Raw genomic sequence first — 15,564 nt, forward strand, 5'->3', positions numbered from 1 at the left:
ATTCTTTGAGCCCCAGCTATTGATCAGCCGTATCGGAACCGGAGTATTTGTTTGTCAAGTAATGTAAGCGGTAGATATGTTGACCCGGAAGTTACTGCTATCACCCTCTCAGATGATCAGCGCCTCGACCTGAGTCGTGGTTCGGTTTTGATTGTGACGGGTGCCAATAACTCGGGGAAAACTACTTTTCTGAATGAGTTCTATGCGCAACTGGGCCGCACTCAGAATGGTGAAATACCTGCCAAAATAGTCACTCGGGTTGATCTTGACTGGAATGTTAATCCTGATGAAAAAATTGCATATATCAAGCGAAACTATGTTCACAAGATTCGGAACGGGACAAACTCATATCTACTTCCACGGAAATTATTGAGTGACTACAAGCTTCAATTATCATCCAAGTTGGAGAATTCTTTCGGAGATATGATATCGGCGTTTATCAAGTTCGATGATGCAATCGGCCGGGTTGGGGAATCGGTTTTTAAAGAAAAGACGGACGCGGTGTATTCAGAGAGTCAAGATTCGCCTCATCCGATTGAGGAGATCGTAAGGAGCCCTGAGGATTTCCGAGTTCTTGAGGAATCCTTCAGAGAAATATTTTTCCAAGAGATTACGCTTGATGATTTTGGCCGCCAAGTGGGATATAGGTTAGGTGAGGTCGATGATAAAGGAGCAAGTCGAACAGGGCCGGTAGACAGCGAGCTGTTGAGCAATGTGCGTAGCCTGCCGGCGATTCAAGATCAGGGGTTGGGGATGCGGGCGACGCTTGGCATACTGATCGCTATTTTGGGTGGTAAACAGGAAATTCTCCTCGTAGATGAACCAGAGGCGTTTCTTCATCCTCCGCAAGCGAAAAAGCTCGCATCGGTGTTGACGCGTCTGGCAGTAGAGCGCAAAAAGACCCTACTAGTCGCAACGCATGATAGGAACTATATTAACGGAATTCTGGATGTAGATCATGGGCAGGTTAGTTTTCTCCGGCTAAACCGAGTGGAGCATGACCTAGATATAAACATAGTTGATATGGGACTGATTGAATCTGCGAAAGCCGGCTCTCTGGTCCGTTATTCGCCACTGCTGGATACTCTTTTTCATAAGTTGACCATTGTCGTAGAAGGCGAGTCCGACGCAATATTCTTCTCCGCGGCATTCAGTCATATGTTGGAAGATTCTCCCAGCGAATTGCAAATATCTCCTTCGGATATTCTCATACTCCCATGTGGCGGAAAGGCTGCGCAATCTATTGTTCTGGATTTAGTTAGGAAAATGGGTTCGAAGGCGGCGGTAATTTGCGACTTTGATATATTCTCCGACGATGGCCAGTTTAGGTCGATTTGGGAAGCGGCTGGGAATAACTGGTCAGGTGTAAATGAACAGTATAGGTCGTTTAGTAACTTTGTAGATGAAAACTCACTTGCTCCCGAGTCTGCCGAGCTCATCCTTTCATTAAAAGAGGTTGTTGATTCAATTTCTGCAGATTCTGGTATCCATAACTCTCAGATCAAAAAGCAAGTCAGTGATGTGATTAGTTTTCCATCCCCGTGGAAGGCCTATAAGAGTCATGGGGTCGAAGCGGTTGTCGGGGAATTCCCTTATGAGGGGATCGATGATTTGCTTGGGCTGTGCTTGGAAAAGGGAATCGCCATTAATCCGTATGGAGAGCTTGAATCTTTCGCTAGATTTAAACAGGGGTTTGAATGTAAGAAGAATTCAAACTGGCCTAAATTTGCCATTGAGAAAGATTTGCATAAACTTAATGAGGTGCAACAATTTCTATCGAGGGTATTGTGTCATTTGTCTAAATGAGTAGGTTTGGCTCGCTGGTTGTATCTTCCCGGGGTGGACAGGGGTGAATTCTTCAAGCATTGATATTCGTCTATTTGGATTAACTCAACTACTTGTCGGACTGTATTCCGCCTTGGGAGACATCACCTGGGTTAAACATCTCGCGTGATCCAGTCGCATGCCGCAGAGCTCATCTGGGAGTTGACTTGAGGTGAGTTCGGTCGATGAGGGAGTCCGCGCATCAATTTGAGTGCCATATCCGAGAAGGATCACTCTCATGACACGCCACATCCTCGTCGTGGTTGGTCCCCGTTGCCAGGGGCCCTCAACTATGACTGGTCAATTCCTATATCGGCGCTGCATGAAACGGTGGGTGCGGGTTCGTGTCGTCGATCTCGCTTCCACGCATCCGCGCATGCGAGGCACGTTGTCAGCCTCATGCGACGATGACCAAAGCACCCGGAGCTGGACGTCGCATGCTATCTCGATGTCGTGTTCTGGGGACGAACATCTGGTTTTCTTTCTGTGGGCCGGGCTCGTATCCGGCGGTACTGAAGTCCTTCATCGACCGGGTCGTCTTCTCCGGCGCGACGTTCTGGTACCGCGAAAGGAACGGACTCCCGGAGCAGCTCATCAAGGGCCGCCTGGATCGTCATGACGATGGACGGCCCGACCTGGTGGAATCATTTTGTCTATCCCGATGTCCCGGGGGCCAGCCTGAAGCAGGCCATCTTCGGATACCGCCGGGTGAAGATGAAGAGAATCCCGCGATTCACCTCGGTGTGTTCCGGTGATGCAGGGATATGGGCGGAGGGGATCCCCCGGATCGCACAACTCGGACGCGTCGATGCTGGCGTTGCCGCTCGTCCCCGCCGGAAGTAGTCGCTTGACGACGGATCCTTCACCACTTCCTCTCATTCTCCGGAAAAATCATTTGCTTTCGCGGAATCCTGTGATAAGTCTTAATGGTCGCGTTTTTGACGACGGTCACAGACCGCGACACGAGGTTTTATGAATCGGGATAGGGGCATCTCGGTTGTGGAGTTCGGCTTGACGGTTGTCGTCGACTCCTCTTCTCCGCAAAATACCGCGCATCTGTATTGCGGACGCCATGGCGTATCCACGGCGGCCGTTCTGTGCCAGGTGAGATGTGTTTGTGGTGCTCAGTGTGCTGATTCAGGAACCCGGAAAATTTACTGACTTCGGTCCCGCGCGGACGGACAACGAATCGCCGAAAGGCAAGGAGAAAACAATGATTGACCATGCATCGCGCCGACAGCTACATCTGCAGTTTATGCAGTCCTCGTTACGTGGAGTTCTTTCAGCGAAACGAGGCGTGAAGACGGACATTATGACCCCGGCCGCCCCAGTCGGAACTGTTGTGCCCGATTCCCGTGAATTCACCGCGACAATGCCCCCACCATCTATTCCAATAGTCACCTGAGCGTGACTACGTACATCTGAAAGGAGGGAGACTCCCATGTCTCCCACGAAGATTGCTGACCGGGTGCTGTCCTGGGCCAGCATCATCGACGACACCACCCGCGAGCAGGCCATCGCCCTCGCTGGCCTGCCGTTCATCCAGCCACACATCGCGCTGATGCCGGACGTGCACGCTGGAATGGGAAGTGCCGTCGGGACGGTCATCCCGACCGAGAAGGCCGTGATCCCCGCTGCTGTCGGCGTGGATATCGGCTGCGGCATGATTGCCGCTCGCACCCGGTATGCCGCAGCTGACCTGGACCGAATCAGTCTGGAGGAGCTCCGCGACCAGCTTGAGTGATCCATCCCGCTGTCTCCGGGCAGCTACAACCGGAAGAGCCACCTCGATCACACTGCAGATCGGATCGCAGAGCTCGAGGACCTTGCGGAGGAAGACGGCGTTGACTTGTCCCACTCTCCGAAGTGGCGCGAACAGCTCGGTTCCCTCGGCGGCGGAAACCACTTCATTGAGCTCTGTCTCGATGAGGAAGACCGGGTCTGGTGCTTCCTGCACTCCGGCTCTCGTGGCGTGGGCAACAAGATCGCCCGCAAGCACATCAAGACCGCGCAGAGTCTGTGTAAGAAGTGGTTCATCCAGCTCGCCGATCCTGATCACGCTTACCTCGTGGAGGGAACTCCTGAGTTCACGAGGTATCTGAAGGATCTGGCGTGGGCGCAGAAGTTCGCTGCGCTGAATCGAGACGACATGATGGATCGGTTCGTCGACCAGCTCGCACGTCTCATGGGAGACCCCGCCGGTGAAGTAGAGGTGGAGCGGATCAACACGCACCACAACTACACCGAGAAGGTCACCATCAAGGGAAAGTCTGTGTGGCTGACCCGTAAAGGTGCAATCAACGCCGAAGAAGGCCGGCCCGGCTTGATTCCCGGTTCCATGGGCACGCGCAGCTACGTGACCGTGGGCAAGGGCAATGCTTCTGCATTGTTCTCTGCGCCGCACGGGGCTGGTCGGGCGATGTCCAGGCGAGAGGCGAAGCGTCAGTTCACTATCGATGATCTGGCTACTCAGATGGGGGACATTGTCTACCGTCACGGCGAGCAGTGGATCGACGAGATTCCCACGGCATACAAGCCCATTGACCAGGTCATGGCAGATGCATCTGACCTCGTCGAGATCCGACACACTCTTCGGCAAGTGATGAATGTGAAGGGAACGTAAGCGAAGGTGACGTCGTGAAGCGAGATTTTTCGCTTTACGACGTTTTCAGCTTGAATCCATCACCCTCAATCCCCAAAGGGATTCGGTAAAGCTGATGGGCGCCGTCCCTAAAGTAGTGTTTGGAACTTGTGTTAGGTGAGACTAGCCTTTTGGTCGGTAATATGTCCGCTCGGACATTCCCCGGCTGGTGATGACACGGCCGGAGCCTATGGAAAGGAAACGCGAATGCGTTTTTCACGAGTTCTCGGCGCGACCACCGCGCTCGCACTCGCCGCCGGCATGGTGGCATGTTCCTCTGATGACTCCAATGAGCCGACCGAGGACACCAACTCCGCTGCATCGTCGGCTGAGGGCTTCCCCATTGAGGTAGAGCACGTTTACGGCGTCACGGAAATCCCGGAGAACCCCGAGCGTGTCGCCACCGTCGCCTGGGCGAACCACGAAGTTCCGCTGGCAATGGACATCGTTCCCGTTGGCATGAGCAAGGTCTCCTGGGGTGACGATGACGGCAACGGCATCCTCCCGTGGGTCGAAGACAAGCTCGATGAGCTCGGCGGCGAAGAGCCCGTCCTATTCGACGAGACTGACGGCATCGACTTCGAAGCTGTCGCGGACACCCAGCCGGACGTCATCCTCGCCGGCTACTCGGGACTGACCCAGGAGGAGTACGACACTCTCTCCAAGATCGCCCCGACCATCGCATTCCCGAAGGACAGCGTCGCCTGGGGTACCTCCGTTGACGACATGATCACGATCAACTCCGAGGCACTGGGCCTGAGCGACCAGGGCGAGGCCCTGATCGAGGACCTGGATTCGCAGGCCCAGGCAGCGCTGGATGAGAACCCGGAGCTCAAGGACAAGAAGGTCATGTTCGCCTTCTTCGATCCGACCGATCTGAGCCAGTTCGGCTACTACACCAGCCACGACACCCGCCCGGGCTTCCTGGAAGGACTTGGCCTGCCGACCCCGGAGGTCGTCGAAGAGGCTTCCGCACAGTCTGATGACTTCTACGCTGAGATCAGCTCCGAGGCCGCTGACCAGCTGCAGGATGTGGACATCATCGTCACCTACGGAGACCCCGATGGCGACCTCATCGAGCAGCTGCAGGCTGACCCGCTGCTGAACAAGATCCCGGCTATCGCTGAGGGCAACATCGTCATCCTCGAGGATGATTCGCCGCTGGCAGCCTCGGCCAACCCGTCCCCGCTGTCTATCCCGTGGGGTATCTCGGAGTACTTCGCTCTGCTCAACAGCACGAACGATTCCTCCAACTAACGCCATCAACGACGGCGGATTCAGCATCGGCAGGGGAGTGGACCGGCAGTGGACGCGGGAACCAAAAATGGGACGGACATTAGTCCGACAGTCGCGGTAGCAGCCCGACGCAGTACAGCGTTGATCATCTGCGTCGTGGCGCTGGCACTGCTGGTGTTCGCCTCGGTGACGTTCGGCGTGCGGTCAGTATCGCTAGCTGACGTGTGGTCGGGGCTCCTCGGGCACACTGAATCCCTAGAGGAGTCTGCCGTCGCCAAGCGCGTCCCCAGAACGGTCCTGGCCATCCTGGTCGGTGCCGCACTGGCACTGTCGGGCGCGTCGATGCAGGCGGTGACGCGAAACCCTCTGGCCGACCCCGGCATCTTTGGTGTGTCCGCTGGCGCGTCCTTCGCCGTGGTCATCGGTATCGCCTTCTTTAGCCTCAGCGCCCCGTACCCGACGATGGCGGTGGCCATTCTCGGCGCGGCGGTGGCTGCGGTGTTTGTTTACAGCGTGGGCACTATTGGTCGCAGCGGAGCAACACCGTTGAAATTGGCATTGGCAGGCGCTGCAACGTCGGCGGCCCTGGTGTCACTGACATCAGCGGTGATGTTGCCGCGCGTTGATCAATTGCGGAACTTCCAGTTCTGGCAGATCGGCGGCGTGGGCGGCGGCTCCTGGGAGAAAATCACCATCGTCGCTCCGGTTCTGGGGATCGGCGCACTGATCGTATTCTTCAGCGCCAAGAGCATGAACTCCCTGGCCCTCGGTGACGAAATGGCAGCTGGTCTCGGAGAAAATGTGGTCCGCGCGCGAATCATCGCAACCGTCGGCTCCGTGATTCTCGCCGGCGCTGCCACTGCAGTTGCCGGCCCCATCGGCTTTGTTGGCCTCGTCGTGCCGCACATGTGCCGGCTCCTGGTTGGCCCTGACCATCGCTGGCTGTTGCCGTTCTCTGCGGTAGTTGGCGCGGCGCTGCTCGTAGCGGCTGACGTCGTCGGCCGGGTCGTAGCACGGCCTGAGGAAATCGAGGTCGGCATCGTGACGGCCATCATTGGTGCCCCGGTATTCATCTGGATCGTCCGGAAGCAGAAGGTGCAGTCACTGTGACCACCACAAAGATCGTTCCCAGTACTACCGGCCGAGATGATGACGAAGGCGCTGAGAGGCCACTTGGGAGCATGATCCGCGCCGGCCGTGCGAAGCGCGCCCGCAAGCGCGTGCTCGTGACGACAGTGCTGGCGGTGCTGCTGGTCGCCGTATTCCTGTTCAGTTTGGTCTACGGGTCGACGGTGTACTCGTTTCCCGACGTTTTCCGCGTCATCCTCGGCCACACCGTCCCCGGTGCATCTTTCACAGTCGGTGAACTTCGGCTGCCGCGTGCGGTGATGGGCGTGCTCTGCGGATTCGCCTTTGGTGCTGCAGGTGTGACCTTCCAAACTTTGCTGCGCAACCCGTTGGCGTCCCCGGACATCATTGGTGTCAGCGCAGGCGCGGCTGCTGCCGCGGTCACAGGCATCGTTGTTTTTTCCCTAGGCAGCACTGCGGTGTCCGCGCTGGCGCTTATTGGGGCATTGGTCACGGCACTGGCGATTTATGCGCTGTCGAATTCAGATGGGTTTACCGGTACTCGGTTTATCCTCATCGGTATCGGGTTGGCCGCGATGCTCCACAGCGTGATTTCGTACGTCCTGTCCCGGGCTGCCGCGTGGGACATGCAGGCAGCGATGAGATGGATTACCGGAAGTCTCAACGGGGCGACGTGGTCATCGATCATGCCTCTGGCTATCGCCTTCCTAATTCTCGTGCCGTCGCTGCTTATCGCAGGAAACAGCCTGGGAGTGTTGCAACTTGGCGACGAGACTGCCCGTGCCCTGGGACTTCCGGTGGTCGTTGTGCGAGTGACTCTCATCATCGTCGCCGTCGCATTGTTGGCTTTCGCTACCGCGGCCGCCGGCCCGATTTCCTTCGTCGCCTTCATGTCTGGCCCGATCGCAGTGCGACTGCTTGGCGACGGGACCTCCCCGATACTTGCCTCCGGCCTCGTCGGTGCGCTGTTGGTGTTGATGGCGGACTTGGTCGGTCAGTATCTTTTCGCGGGCCGCTACCCAGTCGGCGTCATCACCGGTGCCCTGGGTGCGCCGTACCTCATCCTCTTGCTCATCAGAATGAATCGCATCGGAAGCCGATAATGACGACAACTCACCAGCTCACAGCGGATTCCCTGTCCCTCTCCTACGGAGACCGCGCGATTATCGACGACTTGGATCTGGAGATCCCTGCAGGCAAGGTCACCTCCATCGTCGGCGCGAACGGATGTGGCAAGTCGACCTTGCTGAAGTCCCTGGCCAGGCTCCTCAAACCGCAGTCAGGTTCTGTGCTTCTCGACGGCCAATCCGTCACCTCCATCCCCTCCAAACGACTCGCCCGGACGCTGGGTCTTCTTCCGCAGAACCCCATTGCCCCAGACGGCATCGCGGTGGCTGACCTCGTCGGTCGTGGTCGGCATCCACACCAGGGAGCGCTCGCACGCTGGAGCCCAGGTGACGAGGCGGTGGTGGAAGAAGCTCTGCGCGCGACCCGCACCCTAGAGCTGGCCAATCGTCCGGTTGATGAGCTCTCCGGCGGTCAGCGCCAACGCGTGTGGATCGCGATGGCACTTGCGCAGGAAACTGACATCCTGCTTCTCGACGAGCCGACCACCTTCCTCGACGTCACTCACCAAGTGGAAGTCCTTGACCTGGTCACTGACCTCAACCGCGACCGCGGGACGACGGTGGTAATGGTCCTCCACGACTTGAACCTGGCTGCCCGATACTCAGACTCTCTCGTCGCGGTGATGGACGGAAAGGTCCGAGCCTTCGGCACGCCCGACGAGGTTCTCACCACCGGCCTCGTCAAAGAGGTGTACGGGATGGACAGCATGATTATCCCGGACCCGGTCTCCGGTAGTCCCTTGGTCCTGCCAAAGGGCCGGCACCATGTGCACTCGGTGGAGCAGTAGCCGAACCGCTCCAGGTCAGTGACCCCATTCGATAACTCGCGAAATCCACGACCTGCGAAAATACAGCGAGCAATTGATCAAACGGGGTCACTACTCCTTAGGCAAGGTCCGGACGACCTTCGCCGGTGTCCCGACAGCCACTGAATGCTCTGGAATATCGGTCAGGACCACACTGCCGGCACCAATCACTGAGTTCTTACCGATGGTCACCCCTGCCCCGACAGTGACCGAAGCGCCCAGCCAGGTGTTCGACCCGATGGAGATCGGCAGGGCCTTCTCCCACCCTTCGCGGCGCTTGGCATGGTCCTCAATTGGGTGAAGTGCAGTCATGAATTGAGCCCCAGGCCCAATGCGGGCGTCGTCAGCCACGGTGATCTGAGCGTCATCCATGAAGAAGGCGTTCGCGTTGATGAAAACCCGTCGGCCTAAGCGGATGTTTCGTCCGTAGGAGCATTTAAAGCGGGGAATGATCTCGACGTCCTGGCCGTATTCTCCTAGGAGATCAGAGAGTGCCGTGAAGCGGACATCGTCGTCGTCTGCCAGAGCGTTGTTGAATCTATCGAGGATACGGGCGCAGCCACGTCGCCGTGCCCTCAGCTCATCGTCATCGAGATACCAGTCGCCTTTGGCAAGTTTTTCTGCGTTGTCACTCATTGGCGCCTTTCTCGCTCATGGCAAGAACCCTGCTGCTAGAAGGAACACCGGCAATGTCGCTACCGCTACTGCTGCTCCAGCAAGAACTTGGCGGAGAGTGTGATGCGCGATCCGAATCCGGGCCCATGCGACCACTGGGGTCAGCAGAACCATCAGGATGAACCACGGCTGCAACATTGCGACGGCTGCCCAACCGCCGAGCCACACGGCTACGTGCATCGAGGGCTTGTGGCCGATCAGTGTAAGCACAGCGCTGAAGATCACCACTGAGAACTCCGCAGCCACCAGCCCAATGACCGCCTGCGGCACGTCAGCGACAGCGACAAAAATACCTAGGAGCACTAGGCACATCAGGATGATCACGAACACTCCGGCTCGTTCGGCCCGGTCCGTTACGTGCCACCCGCTGGAGATTGATCCGCGGCGTTGTTTCACCATGATGGCGATGCCTGGGATTACGCCACTGAGCGCACCGATCACGATGCCGACGACCAGATCCCCAGTCAATGCACCGAAGATCACTGCCATGACCGCGACCACCCACACGGGCGACGTGATGTCGGAGATTCTGCGCGCGAGCGTGTCTCTGGAGCCCGCGGTCTTCGCGGAGTTCACCTCGTTTACTCCGGCTGCACTGTCACGATGATCGGCTCATCCTTCGTCACAACGATGGTGTGCTCAACCTGAACCGAGCGGCTTCCGGTGGTATGCAGGGTCCAGCCGTCTTCCTCGTCGTCATCGGCGTAGTTTGCCGTTTCAGATAGGAATGGCTCGATCGCGAGCACCTGTCCTTCGCGCAGCCGCGTGTTGGCAGAGCGGTCAGCGTAGGAGGGTACCTGCGGCGGCTCCCATAGGTCGCCGCCGACGCCATGTCCGCACAGGTTTCGCACGATGACGAATCCACGCTGCCGGGCCACGCGCTCACAGGCCGAGCCAATGCGCCACACCGGCTTCTTTGCCCGCGCTGCAGTCAGGCCAGCCACCCGCGCCTCGTGGACTGCCGAGACAAGGGCATGTGCCACCGGATCGGCCTCGCCGACAGTGAAGCTCTCACCGTTGTCGGCCCAGAACTCACCGAGGCGCCCGGAGACATCAATGTTCACCAGGTCGCCGTCCCGAACGATTGTGTCCTTAGAGGGGATGCCGTGTGCGGCAACATCATTGATGCTGATGCACGTGTCTGCCGGGAAGCCACGGGTCGGGGGAGCGGGGAGTACCCCGAGGTCCTTCATCACCTTCGTGCCGATCGCGTCGAGTTCGGCGGTGCTAATCCCCGGTTCGGTCGCAGCCTTCATCGCGTGCAGTGCGGTGGCGACGGCGCTGCCCGCGGCCTTGAGGCCTTCGAGCTGGTCCTGGTCCTTGATGATCATGAGTTCCTTTGTAGTCCGTGTGTCGGAAGGCTCAGTCAGTAGCCCCTGCTGCCTTATATGCAGCATCGAGTTCGGTCGCGGGAATCCATTCGGTGTACTTCGGCTGACGTCCATCGCCGCTGGAGGTTCCCCGCAGTCGGCGGCTGACCCACGGCGCTGCGAAAGAGCGAACCCACTGGCGGTCGATGGTGTCGTTGGCGAATTCCTTGTCCGTAATGGGGGACTCGTAGTCGACGCCGCCGATCTCCGGCTGTGCGCCGACGGTGTAGCCGGCCAATTGGGACATGAATCGGTGTCCACGGGAGTTCATGTGGAGGCGGTCGCTCGACCACATCCGCATGTCGGAGTACTCCTTTGCTCGCCAGAAGTCGACGATGCCGGCGCCGGTCTTCTCTGCGAGTTCGCGGATGTTCTCCGAGTAGATCGCAGACCGGCCGCGGATGGCCTTGAACACGGGGGCATCTTGAGGGTCAACCGCGGTGAAGACGTACACCTTTGCCCCCGCGTCCTGGAGGGTGCTGATGATCGTGCCGACTCCTTCGGCGAGCTTGTCGATATCGGCCTTCGGTCGCATCAGATCATTGCCGCCGGCGTAGCAGGTGACCACGTCGGGTGCGAGGTCCACCGCCTGCTCCAGTTGCTCATTCAGCACCTGGTGCAGCAGTTTTCCGCGCACTGCGAGGTTCGCATACTGCAGATCAGGTTCAGTTCGGGACCATCGACTGGCCAGGCGATCGGCCCAGCCTCGGCAGAGGTCTCCGCTGCCGTCGTCCTCTGGGTGCGGGTCCCCGACACCTTCGGTGAATGAATCGCCCATCGCCAAATACTTCATGGCGATTCACCCTACCCGTCGATCCGGGGCGGGTGCGGGTATAGTTCTAGCCCATGACTTCTCTTTATGACAGCATCACGGACCGCGACGCGGCCGTGGCCGACACCGCCGATTTCATCGAGCAAGTCGTCTCCAAGCAGTCGGGTTTGAAGGGCACAGCAGTCAAGAGCGCGTACGCCGCGGCCAAGAAGGCCGACTCGGAGATAGCCACCAAGGCTGCCCGTCGTTTCCTGCAGCAGCTGTGCGATGGCCTGGATCAGCTCTGGCAGGCATTCAAGGAGTGCGGACAGGCTGACTTTGGTCAGTACCTCGTTGAGCACAAGGAAGTTGCAGTCAACAACATCATGGCCGTCGCCGATGGTGCCGCCGAGTCCAACTCGACCGCGAACAAGATGTACGGCGCTGTGCGTGGCACCGTGAAGAAGACCGTGGAAGAGGAGCTTCCGCAGATCGGTTCGCTGGCTCAGAAGCACTCCAGCTAAAACCGAAGGGAGTCGCTTCCCGACGTCCCCTGCCACCCCCTCCGCAACCGCCGGAACGGGGTGGTTTCCTTATATCTAGATTTAAACCACTGCGAGACGCACATCACATACGTTTGAGGTGTGAATAAGCGCATTGGTGGTTCGTCGGAACGTAAGCGGCCCCGGCGGGGCCTCACAATCCTGCTTGGCCTTGTGGTGGTCATCGCCGTGGCTCTGGTCGCCCTTTTCGTGGTTGTTCCGAGGTACGTCGATCAGTCACGCAACGGGGTCGCGGACGGCGAGCTTCCAGAGGTCACCGACGAGGCGAAGGGAGTCCATGATCGCTTGACTATCGTCGACCTGCACTCAGATTCACTGCTGTGGAAGCGTGATTTCCTTACTCGTCACTCTCGCGGACACATGGATCTTCCTCGTCTAGAGGAGGGCAATGTCGCCCTACAGGTGTTGTCCTCGGTGTCGAAGTCGCCGATGGGGCAGAATATCGATGGCAACGATGGGGACAGTGACAACATCACCCTGCTGGCGTTCGCGCAGTTACAGCCGCCGAAGACCTGGAACTCGCTATTGGAGCGCTCCCTCTATCACGCGCAGAAGCTCGACCGTGCTGTCGCAGACTCCGATGGCAGACTCGTCTCGATTCGAACTACCGGAGATCTCGACAATCTCTTGGCCGCCCGTGAACGTGGCGATCAGGTGACTGGAGCGTTGTTTTCTGTCGAGGGCCTGCACAACTTGGAGGGGGAGCAAGACAATGTCCAGGTGTTGTTTGACGCCGGTATGCGTATGGCCGGATTCACGCACTTCTTCGACAATGAGGTCTCCGATTCCGCCCATGGTCGAGATCACGGCGGTCTAACAGATCTGGGCCGCGACGTTGTTGCCGAACTTGAGGACCTTGGCGTCGTGATCGATCTGGCGCACATCAGTTCCGAAGCGATGGACGATGTTCTCTCCATCTCGACTAACCCTGTTGTCGTCAGCCATGGCGGGGTCCAGGCCACGTGCGACAACAACCGAAACCTCTCGGATGAGCAGATCCGCGGCATCGCCGGAACCGGGGGAGTGATCGGTATCGGTTACTGGGACACGGCGGTATGTGAAATGGCCCCAGAGGCAGTCGTCGACGCCATCGAGCACGTCATCGAGGTCGCCGGAATTGAGTCAGTGGCTCTGGGCAGTGACTATGACGGCAGCGTCGAGGTTGGCTGGGATACCTCCGAGATCAACTTGGTAACCAACGAACTGGTTGCCCGGGGTCACAGTGAAGAGGACATCGCAGCGATCATGGGAGGAAATGCTCTCCGGGTGTTGCGAGACGTTCTGCCGGAGTAGAGGGCGTCTCTCAGCTGTGGGGGTAGCGGGGGTAAAGCGCCGATACTGCCGTGACCTGCATAATTCTGAATCGTGTGACGCGTGGGACTTGGCAGCGGGTGACATTTTTACGCAAAGCTAACGATATCTGTCGAGAAAACGGTGTTGTGACTGTGAAACGGACCTAGGAGTTCGTCTCAACGAGCTGAAGCAAGTACTCCTTGTTCCCCTCCGCCCGGTCATCGTCACCCACGAGTCGCGCCGGGCATTCCTGAAAGGCGACAGATGTCGAATAGTTCCTCCGCCCCCTCGCGCGATGGTGGCCGCCACCGTCAGAAGAAACAGTTCAGCAAGATCCGCAAGGGAGCGCTCGCCACGGGAGCCACCCTGGCAATCGGTGCCACTGTCATCACTCCTGCAGTTAGCCACGCCAATCCGCTCGGCGGACTGGGTGGGGGATTTGATCTCGACAGCATCGGAGATCTGCTCACCAATGAGATGATCTTGGATTACATCCGGGTCTGTCAGACCGGCGATGAAGCGCCGGAAATTGATGAAAGCACCGAACTAGTTGCCGTTGCAGACTGCAGTCAGTCCACCGGTACCGGTATCGGGATTGTGCTTCCGGAGTCGATCGAACTTGGTAATGCAGCCGAGGATATGACCATCGATCTGGGTAACGACATTCTTGGATTCCGGATGGGTGAGCGCAACCTCATCGAACTAGTTAGCGCTGCGGCTCTGGGAAGCAACACGACCAAGGGGCTCGTCGAACGGCTCATTGGTGTAAGAATTGACCCTTTCGAGCTTGGAACTTACGAGTCCTATGAGCAGGTTCAGCGTGATGCGAATCTTCCTGTTGAGAACGAAGACGTCTGGGGGAACGGTGACTGTATCAGCCGATTCTTGGGAATTTGTTATGAATGGGAACAAGTTGTAGTTGGGCAACGCGATGCGAACCTCGAAAAGCGTACCGAGGCCTTGAAGATCGCGGAGTTCCTCACCGGTGAGACCTATGACTACACCCAACCTGTCGAACTGCCGGGCCAGCCTGCTCCGAGAGGTACCTCCACCACCATTGGTGATGGAATCCAGGTTGCAGCCTCGATGCGTGGGGGTAACGCGGTTGCCGAGGCGCACCAGCTCTTCGGATTGCCGGCGATCGCACTTGCGGGAGCTGACAAGGAACGTAGCTCCGTTGCCTATTCCCGATTGGGAATCGCCACGGCACTGAACATGGACACCGACGAGATCAAACTGACCTGGTTCGGTCAGGAGCTCGACTTCACCAAGCTTCGTGAGGCTGGTGCCGCAGAATTCATGGACGAGGACATGGAAGACATGCTCGACATGGCCGAGAACCTCGAACTCCCGGCTCTGAAGGAGGTCTCCTGCTTCGGTGTTATCGCACGGGCAGAGGCTGAGGGCCTGGGGTCGTGCTCCAACATCCTGGGCACCTTCGATAGCTACGAAGACCTTCGAGAGGCACGTCCGGGCGAGTCTCGTCAGACCCAGTACGGCCTGACCGACATCACCTCTCTGGTGATGGGCAATGACGCCCTGGCCAAGCAGCTCACCGGCGACGCCGAGAACACTCCGTTCCTCGATGATCTGATGCACAACCTCACCTCCGAGGATGACCGCCTGAAGTTCGCCAAGGACTTCGTGCGCTTCACCAAGGATGTCGCGACCGATTACGTCATGGAGCCGGTTCTCGATGAGAACGGTGCTCCGGTTCTCGACGACGAGACCGGCGAACCGCTCATGCAGCCGAAGCCGAAGATGGTCCCGGCCTTCGACGCTGAGAACAACCCGATCATGGAGGACATCCTCGATGAGGACGGAAACCCGGTGATGGTCCCCGACCTCGATGACGAGGGCAATGAGATCATCGACGAGGCGACCGATGAGCCGAAGATGGTTCCCGCACAACGACAGGTCCTCGTTCAGGAAATGGGTCTGCTGCACGTGTAGGTGACATCTGAGTTGGCTTGCCCGGGAGGGTGGGCTGGAAGGATGTCATTGTGCCGAAGCCCTATCCCCGAGAGTTCCGTGACGACGTTGTGCGTGTTGCGAGGAGTCGTGAACCAGGTGTGACGATCGAGCAGATTGCGAAAGATTTCGGCGTTCACCCGATGACCCTGCAGAAATGGTTGCAGCGCGCCGCGGTGGAGGACGGTGACCGGCCAGGGCAGACCCGAGCCGAGGGG

General features: G+C 58.4%; 14 protein-coding genes and 1 pseudogene. 11 read left to right on the plus strand and 4 right to left on the minus strand.

Features of this window, described 5'->3' with window-relative positions; genetic code table 11:
* The first annotated feature begins 51 nt into the window (after nt 1-51).
* The 7 genes and pseudogenes from YWU_RS0101080 (at nt 52) to YWU_RS0101110 (ending at nt 8,705) form a co-directional block, all read left to right on the plus strand.
* Nucleotides 52-1,806, plus strand: coding sequence for an ATP-dependent nuclease (locus YWU_RS0101080; RefSeq protein WP_169718862.1), 1,755 nt, complete (start codon nt 52-54; stop codon nt 1,804-1,806).
* Nucleotides 1,807-2,445: 639 nt separating this feature from the next.
* Entirely contained in the window at nt 2,446-2,667 is a 222-nt protein-coding gene (locus tag YWU_RS0101085) for a hypothetical protein (RefSeq protein ID WP_156892649.1), read from the plus strand.
* A gap of 598 nt (nt 2,668-3,265) precedes the next feature.
* Nucleotides 3,266-4,447: pseudogene (locus tag YWU_RS14385) on the plus strand (RtcB family protein).
* A 225-nt stretch (nt 4,448-4,672) separates the two neighbouring features.
* The gene (locus YWU_RS0101095) at nt 4,673-5,722 is read left to right on the plus strand and encodes an iron-siderophore ABC transporter substrate-binding protein (protein WP_027019024.1); all 1,050 of its coding nucleotides are present in this window, start codon (nt 4,673-4,675) and stop codon (nt 5,720-5,722) included.
* 78 nt (nt 5,723-5,800) lie between these two features.
* Nucleotides 5,801-6,811 (plus strand): FecCD family ABC transporter permease, encoded by a 1,011-nt coding sequence (locus tag YWU_RS0101100; RefSeq protein WP_027019025.1) that lies wholly within the window; start codon nt 5,801-5,803, stop codon nt 6,809-6,811.
* A 71-nt stretch (nt 6,812-6,882) separates the two neighbouring features.
* Nucleotides 6,883-7,893 carry a FecCD family ABC transporter permease gene (locus YWU_RS0101105; protein WP_051259859.1) on the plus strand — a complete coding sequence of 337 codons (1,011 nt, stop codon included), beginning with the start codon at nt 6,883-6,885 and terminating at the stop codon, nt 7,891-7,893.
* Complete coding sequence (locus tag YWU_RS0101110; RefSeq protein WP_027019027.1) at nt 7,893-8,705, plus strand: ABC transporter ATP-binding protein; 813 nt, start codon at nt 7,893-7,895, stop codon at nt 8,703-8,705. Before YWU_RS0101105 ends, YWU_RS0101110 begins: the two co-directional genes overlap by 1 nt.
* Before the next feature lie 90 nt (nt 8,706-8,795).
* Here YWU_RS0101110 and YWU_RS0101115 read toward each other — a convergent pair whose 3' ends face one another.
* From YWU_RS0101115 to YWU_RS0101130, 4 genes are read right to left on the minus strand one after another with little or no spacing between them, the layout of a single operon-like run.
* The gene (locus tag YWU_RS0101115) at nt 8,796-9,359 is read right to left on the minus strand and encodes a sugar O-acetyltransferase (protein ID WP_027019028.1); all 564 of its coding nucleotides are present in this window, start codon (nt 9,357-9,359) and stop codon (nt 8,796-8,798) included.
* Between the two features lie 15 nt (nt 9,360-9,374).
* Entirely contained in the window at nt 9,375-9,974 is a 600-nt protein-coding gene (locus YWU_RS0101120) for a hypothetical protein (RefSeq protein ID WP_027019029.1), read from the minus strand.
* Nucleotides 9,975-9,979: 5 nt separating this feature from the next.
* Nucleotides 9,980-10,729 (minus strand): type I methionyl aminopeptidase, encoded by a 750-nt coding sequence (gene map, locus YWU_RS0101125; protein WP_027019030.1) that lies wholly within the window; start codon nt 10,727-10,729, stop codon nt 9,980-9,982.
* Between the two features lie 31 nt (nt 10,730-10,760).
* Nucleotides 10,761-11,546: an SGNH/GDSL hydrolase family protein gene (locus YWU_RS0101130; RefSeq protein WP_240484021.1), complete on the minus strand. Its 786-nt coding sequence runs from the start codon at nt 11,544-11,546 to the stop codon at nt 10,761-10,763.
* A 68-nt stretch (nt 11,547-11,614) separates the two neighbouring features.
* On the opposite strand from YWU_RS0101130, the gene YWU_RS0101135 reads away from it, so the two are divergent.
* From YWU_RS0101135 to YWU_RS0101150, 4 genes are all read left to right on the plus strand, one after another.
* A complete protein-coding gene (locus YWU_RS0101135) occupies nt 11,615-12,043 on the plus strand; it encodes a DUF6918 family protein (protein ID WP_027019032.1) in 429 nt (142 codons plus the stop codon).
* A 120-nt stretch (nt 12,044-12,163) separates the two neighbouring features.
* Nucleotides 12,164-13,375 carry a dipeptidase gene (locus YWU_RS0101140; RefSeq protein WP_240484022.1) on the plus strand — a complete coding sequence of 404 codons (1,212 nt, stop codon included), beginning with the start codon at nt 12,164-12,166 and terminating at the stop codon, nt 13,373-13,375.
* 264 nt (nt 13,376-13,639) lie between these two features.
* Nucleotides 13,640-15,328: a hypothetical protein gene (locus YWU_RS17275; protein WP_027019034.1), complete on the plus strand. Its 1,689-nt coding sequence runs from the start codon at nt 13,640-13,642 to the stop codon at nt 15,326-15,328.
* Between the two features lie 50 nt (nt 15,329-15,378).
* Nucleotides 15,379-15,564, plus strand: a 186-nt coding sequence (locus tag YWU_RS0101150; protein WP_027019035.1) for a transposase, incomplete at its 3' end; no start/stop codon positions are given.

Origin of the sequence: Corynebacterium sputi DSM 45148, assembly GCF_000427865.1 — a bacterium.
Lineage (GTDB): Bacteria > Actinomycetota > Actinomycetes > Mycobacteriales > Mycobacteriaceae > Corynebacterium > Corynebacterium sputi.

Coding starts and splice junctions, on each gene's coding strand:
- YWU_RS0101085 (WP_156892649.1), top strand. CDS start 2,446: ATGGACGGCCCGACCTGGTGGAATCATTTTGTCTATCCCGATGTCCCG.
- YWU_RS0101095 (WP_027019024.1), top strand. CDS start 4,673: ATGCGTTTTTCACGAGTTCTCGGCGCGACCACCGCGCTCGCACTCGCC.
- YWU_RS0101105 (WP_051259859.1), top strand. CDS start 6,883: ATGATCCGCGCCGGCCGTGCGAAGCGCGCCCGCAAGCGCGTGCTCGTG.
- YWU_RS0101110 (WP_027019027.1), top strand. CDS start 7,893: ATGACGACAACTCACCAGCTCACAGCGGATTCCCTGTCCCTCTCCTAC.
- YWU_RS0101115 (WP_027019028.1), bottom strand. CDS start 9,359: ATGAGTGACAACGCAGAAAAACTTGCCAAAGGCGACTGGTATCTCGAT.
- map (WP_027019030.1), bottom strand. CDS start 10,729: ATGATCATCAAGGACCAGGACCAGCTCGAAGGCCTCAAGGCCGCGGGC.
- YWU_RS0101130 (WP_240484021.1), bottom strand. CDS start 11,546: ATGGGCGATTCATTCACCGAAGGTGTCGGGGACCCGCACCCAGAGGAC.
- YWU_RS0101135 (WP_027019032.1), top strand. CDS start 11,615: ATGACTTCTCTTTATGACAGCATCACGGACCGCGACGCGGCCGTGGCC.
- YWU_RS17275 (WP_027019034.1), top strand. CDS start 13,640: ATGTCGAATAGTTCCTCCGCCCCCTCGCGCGATGGTGGCCGCCACCGT.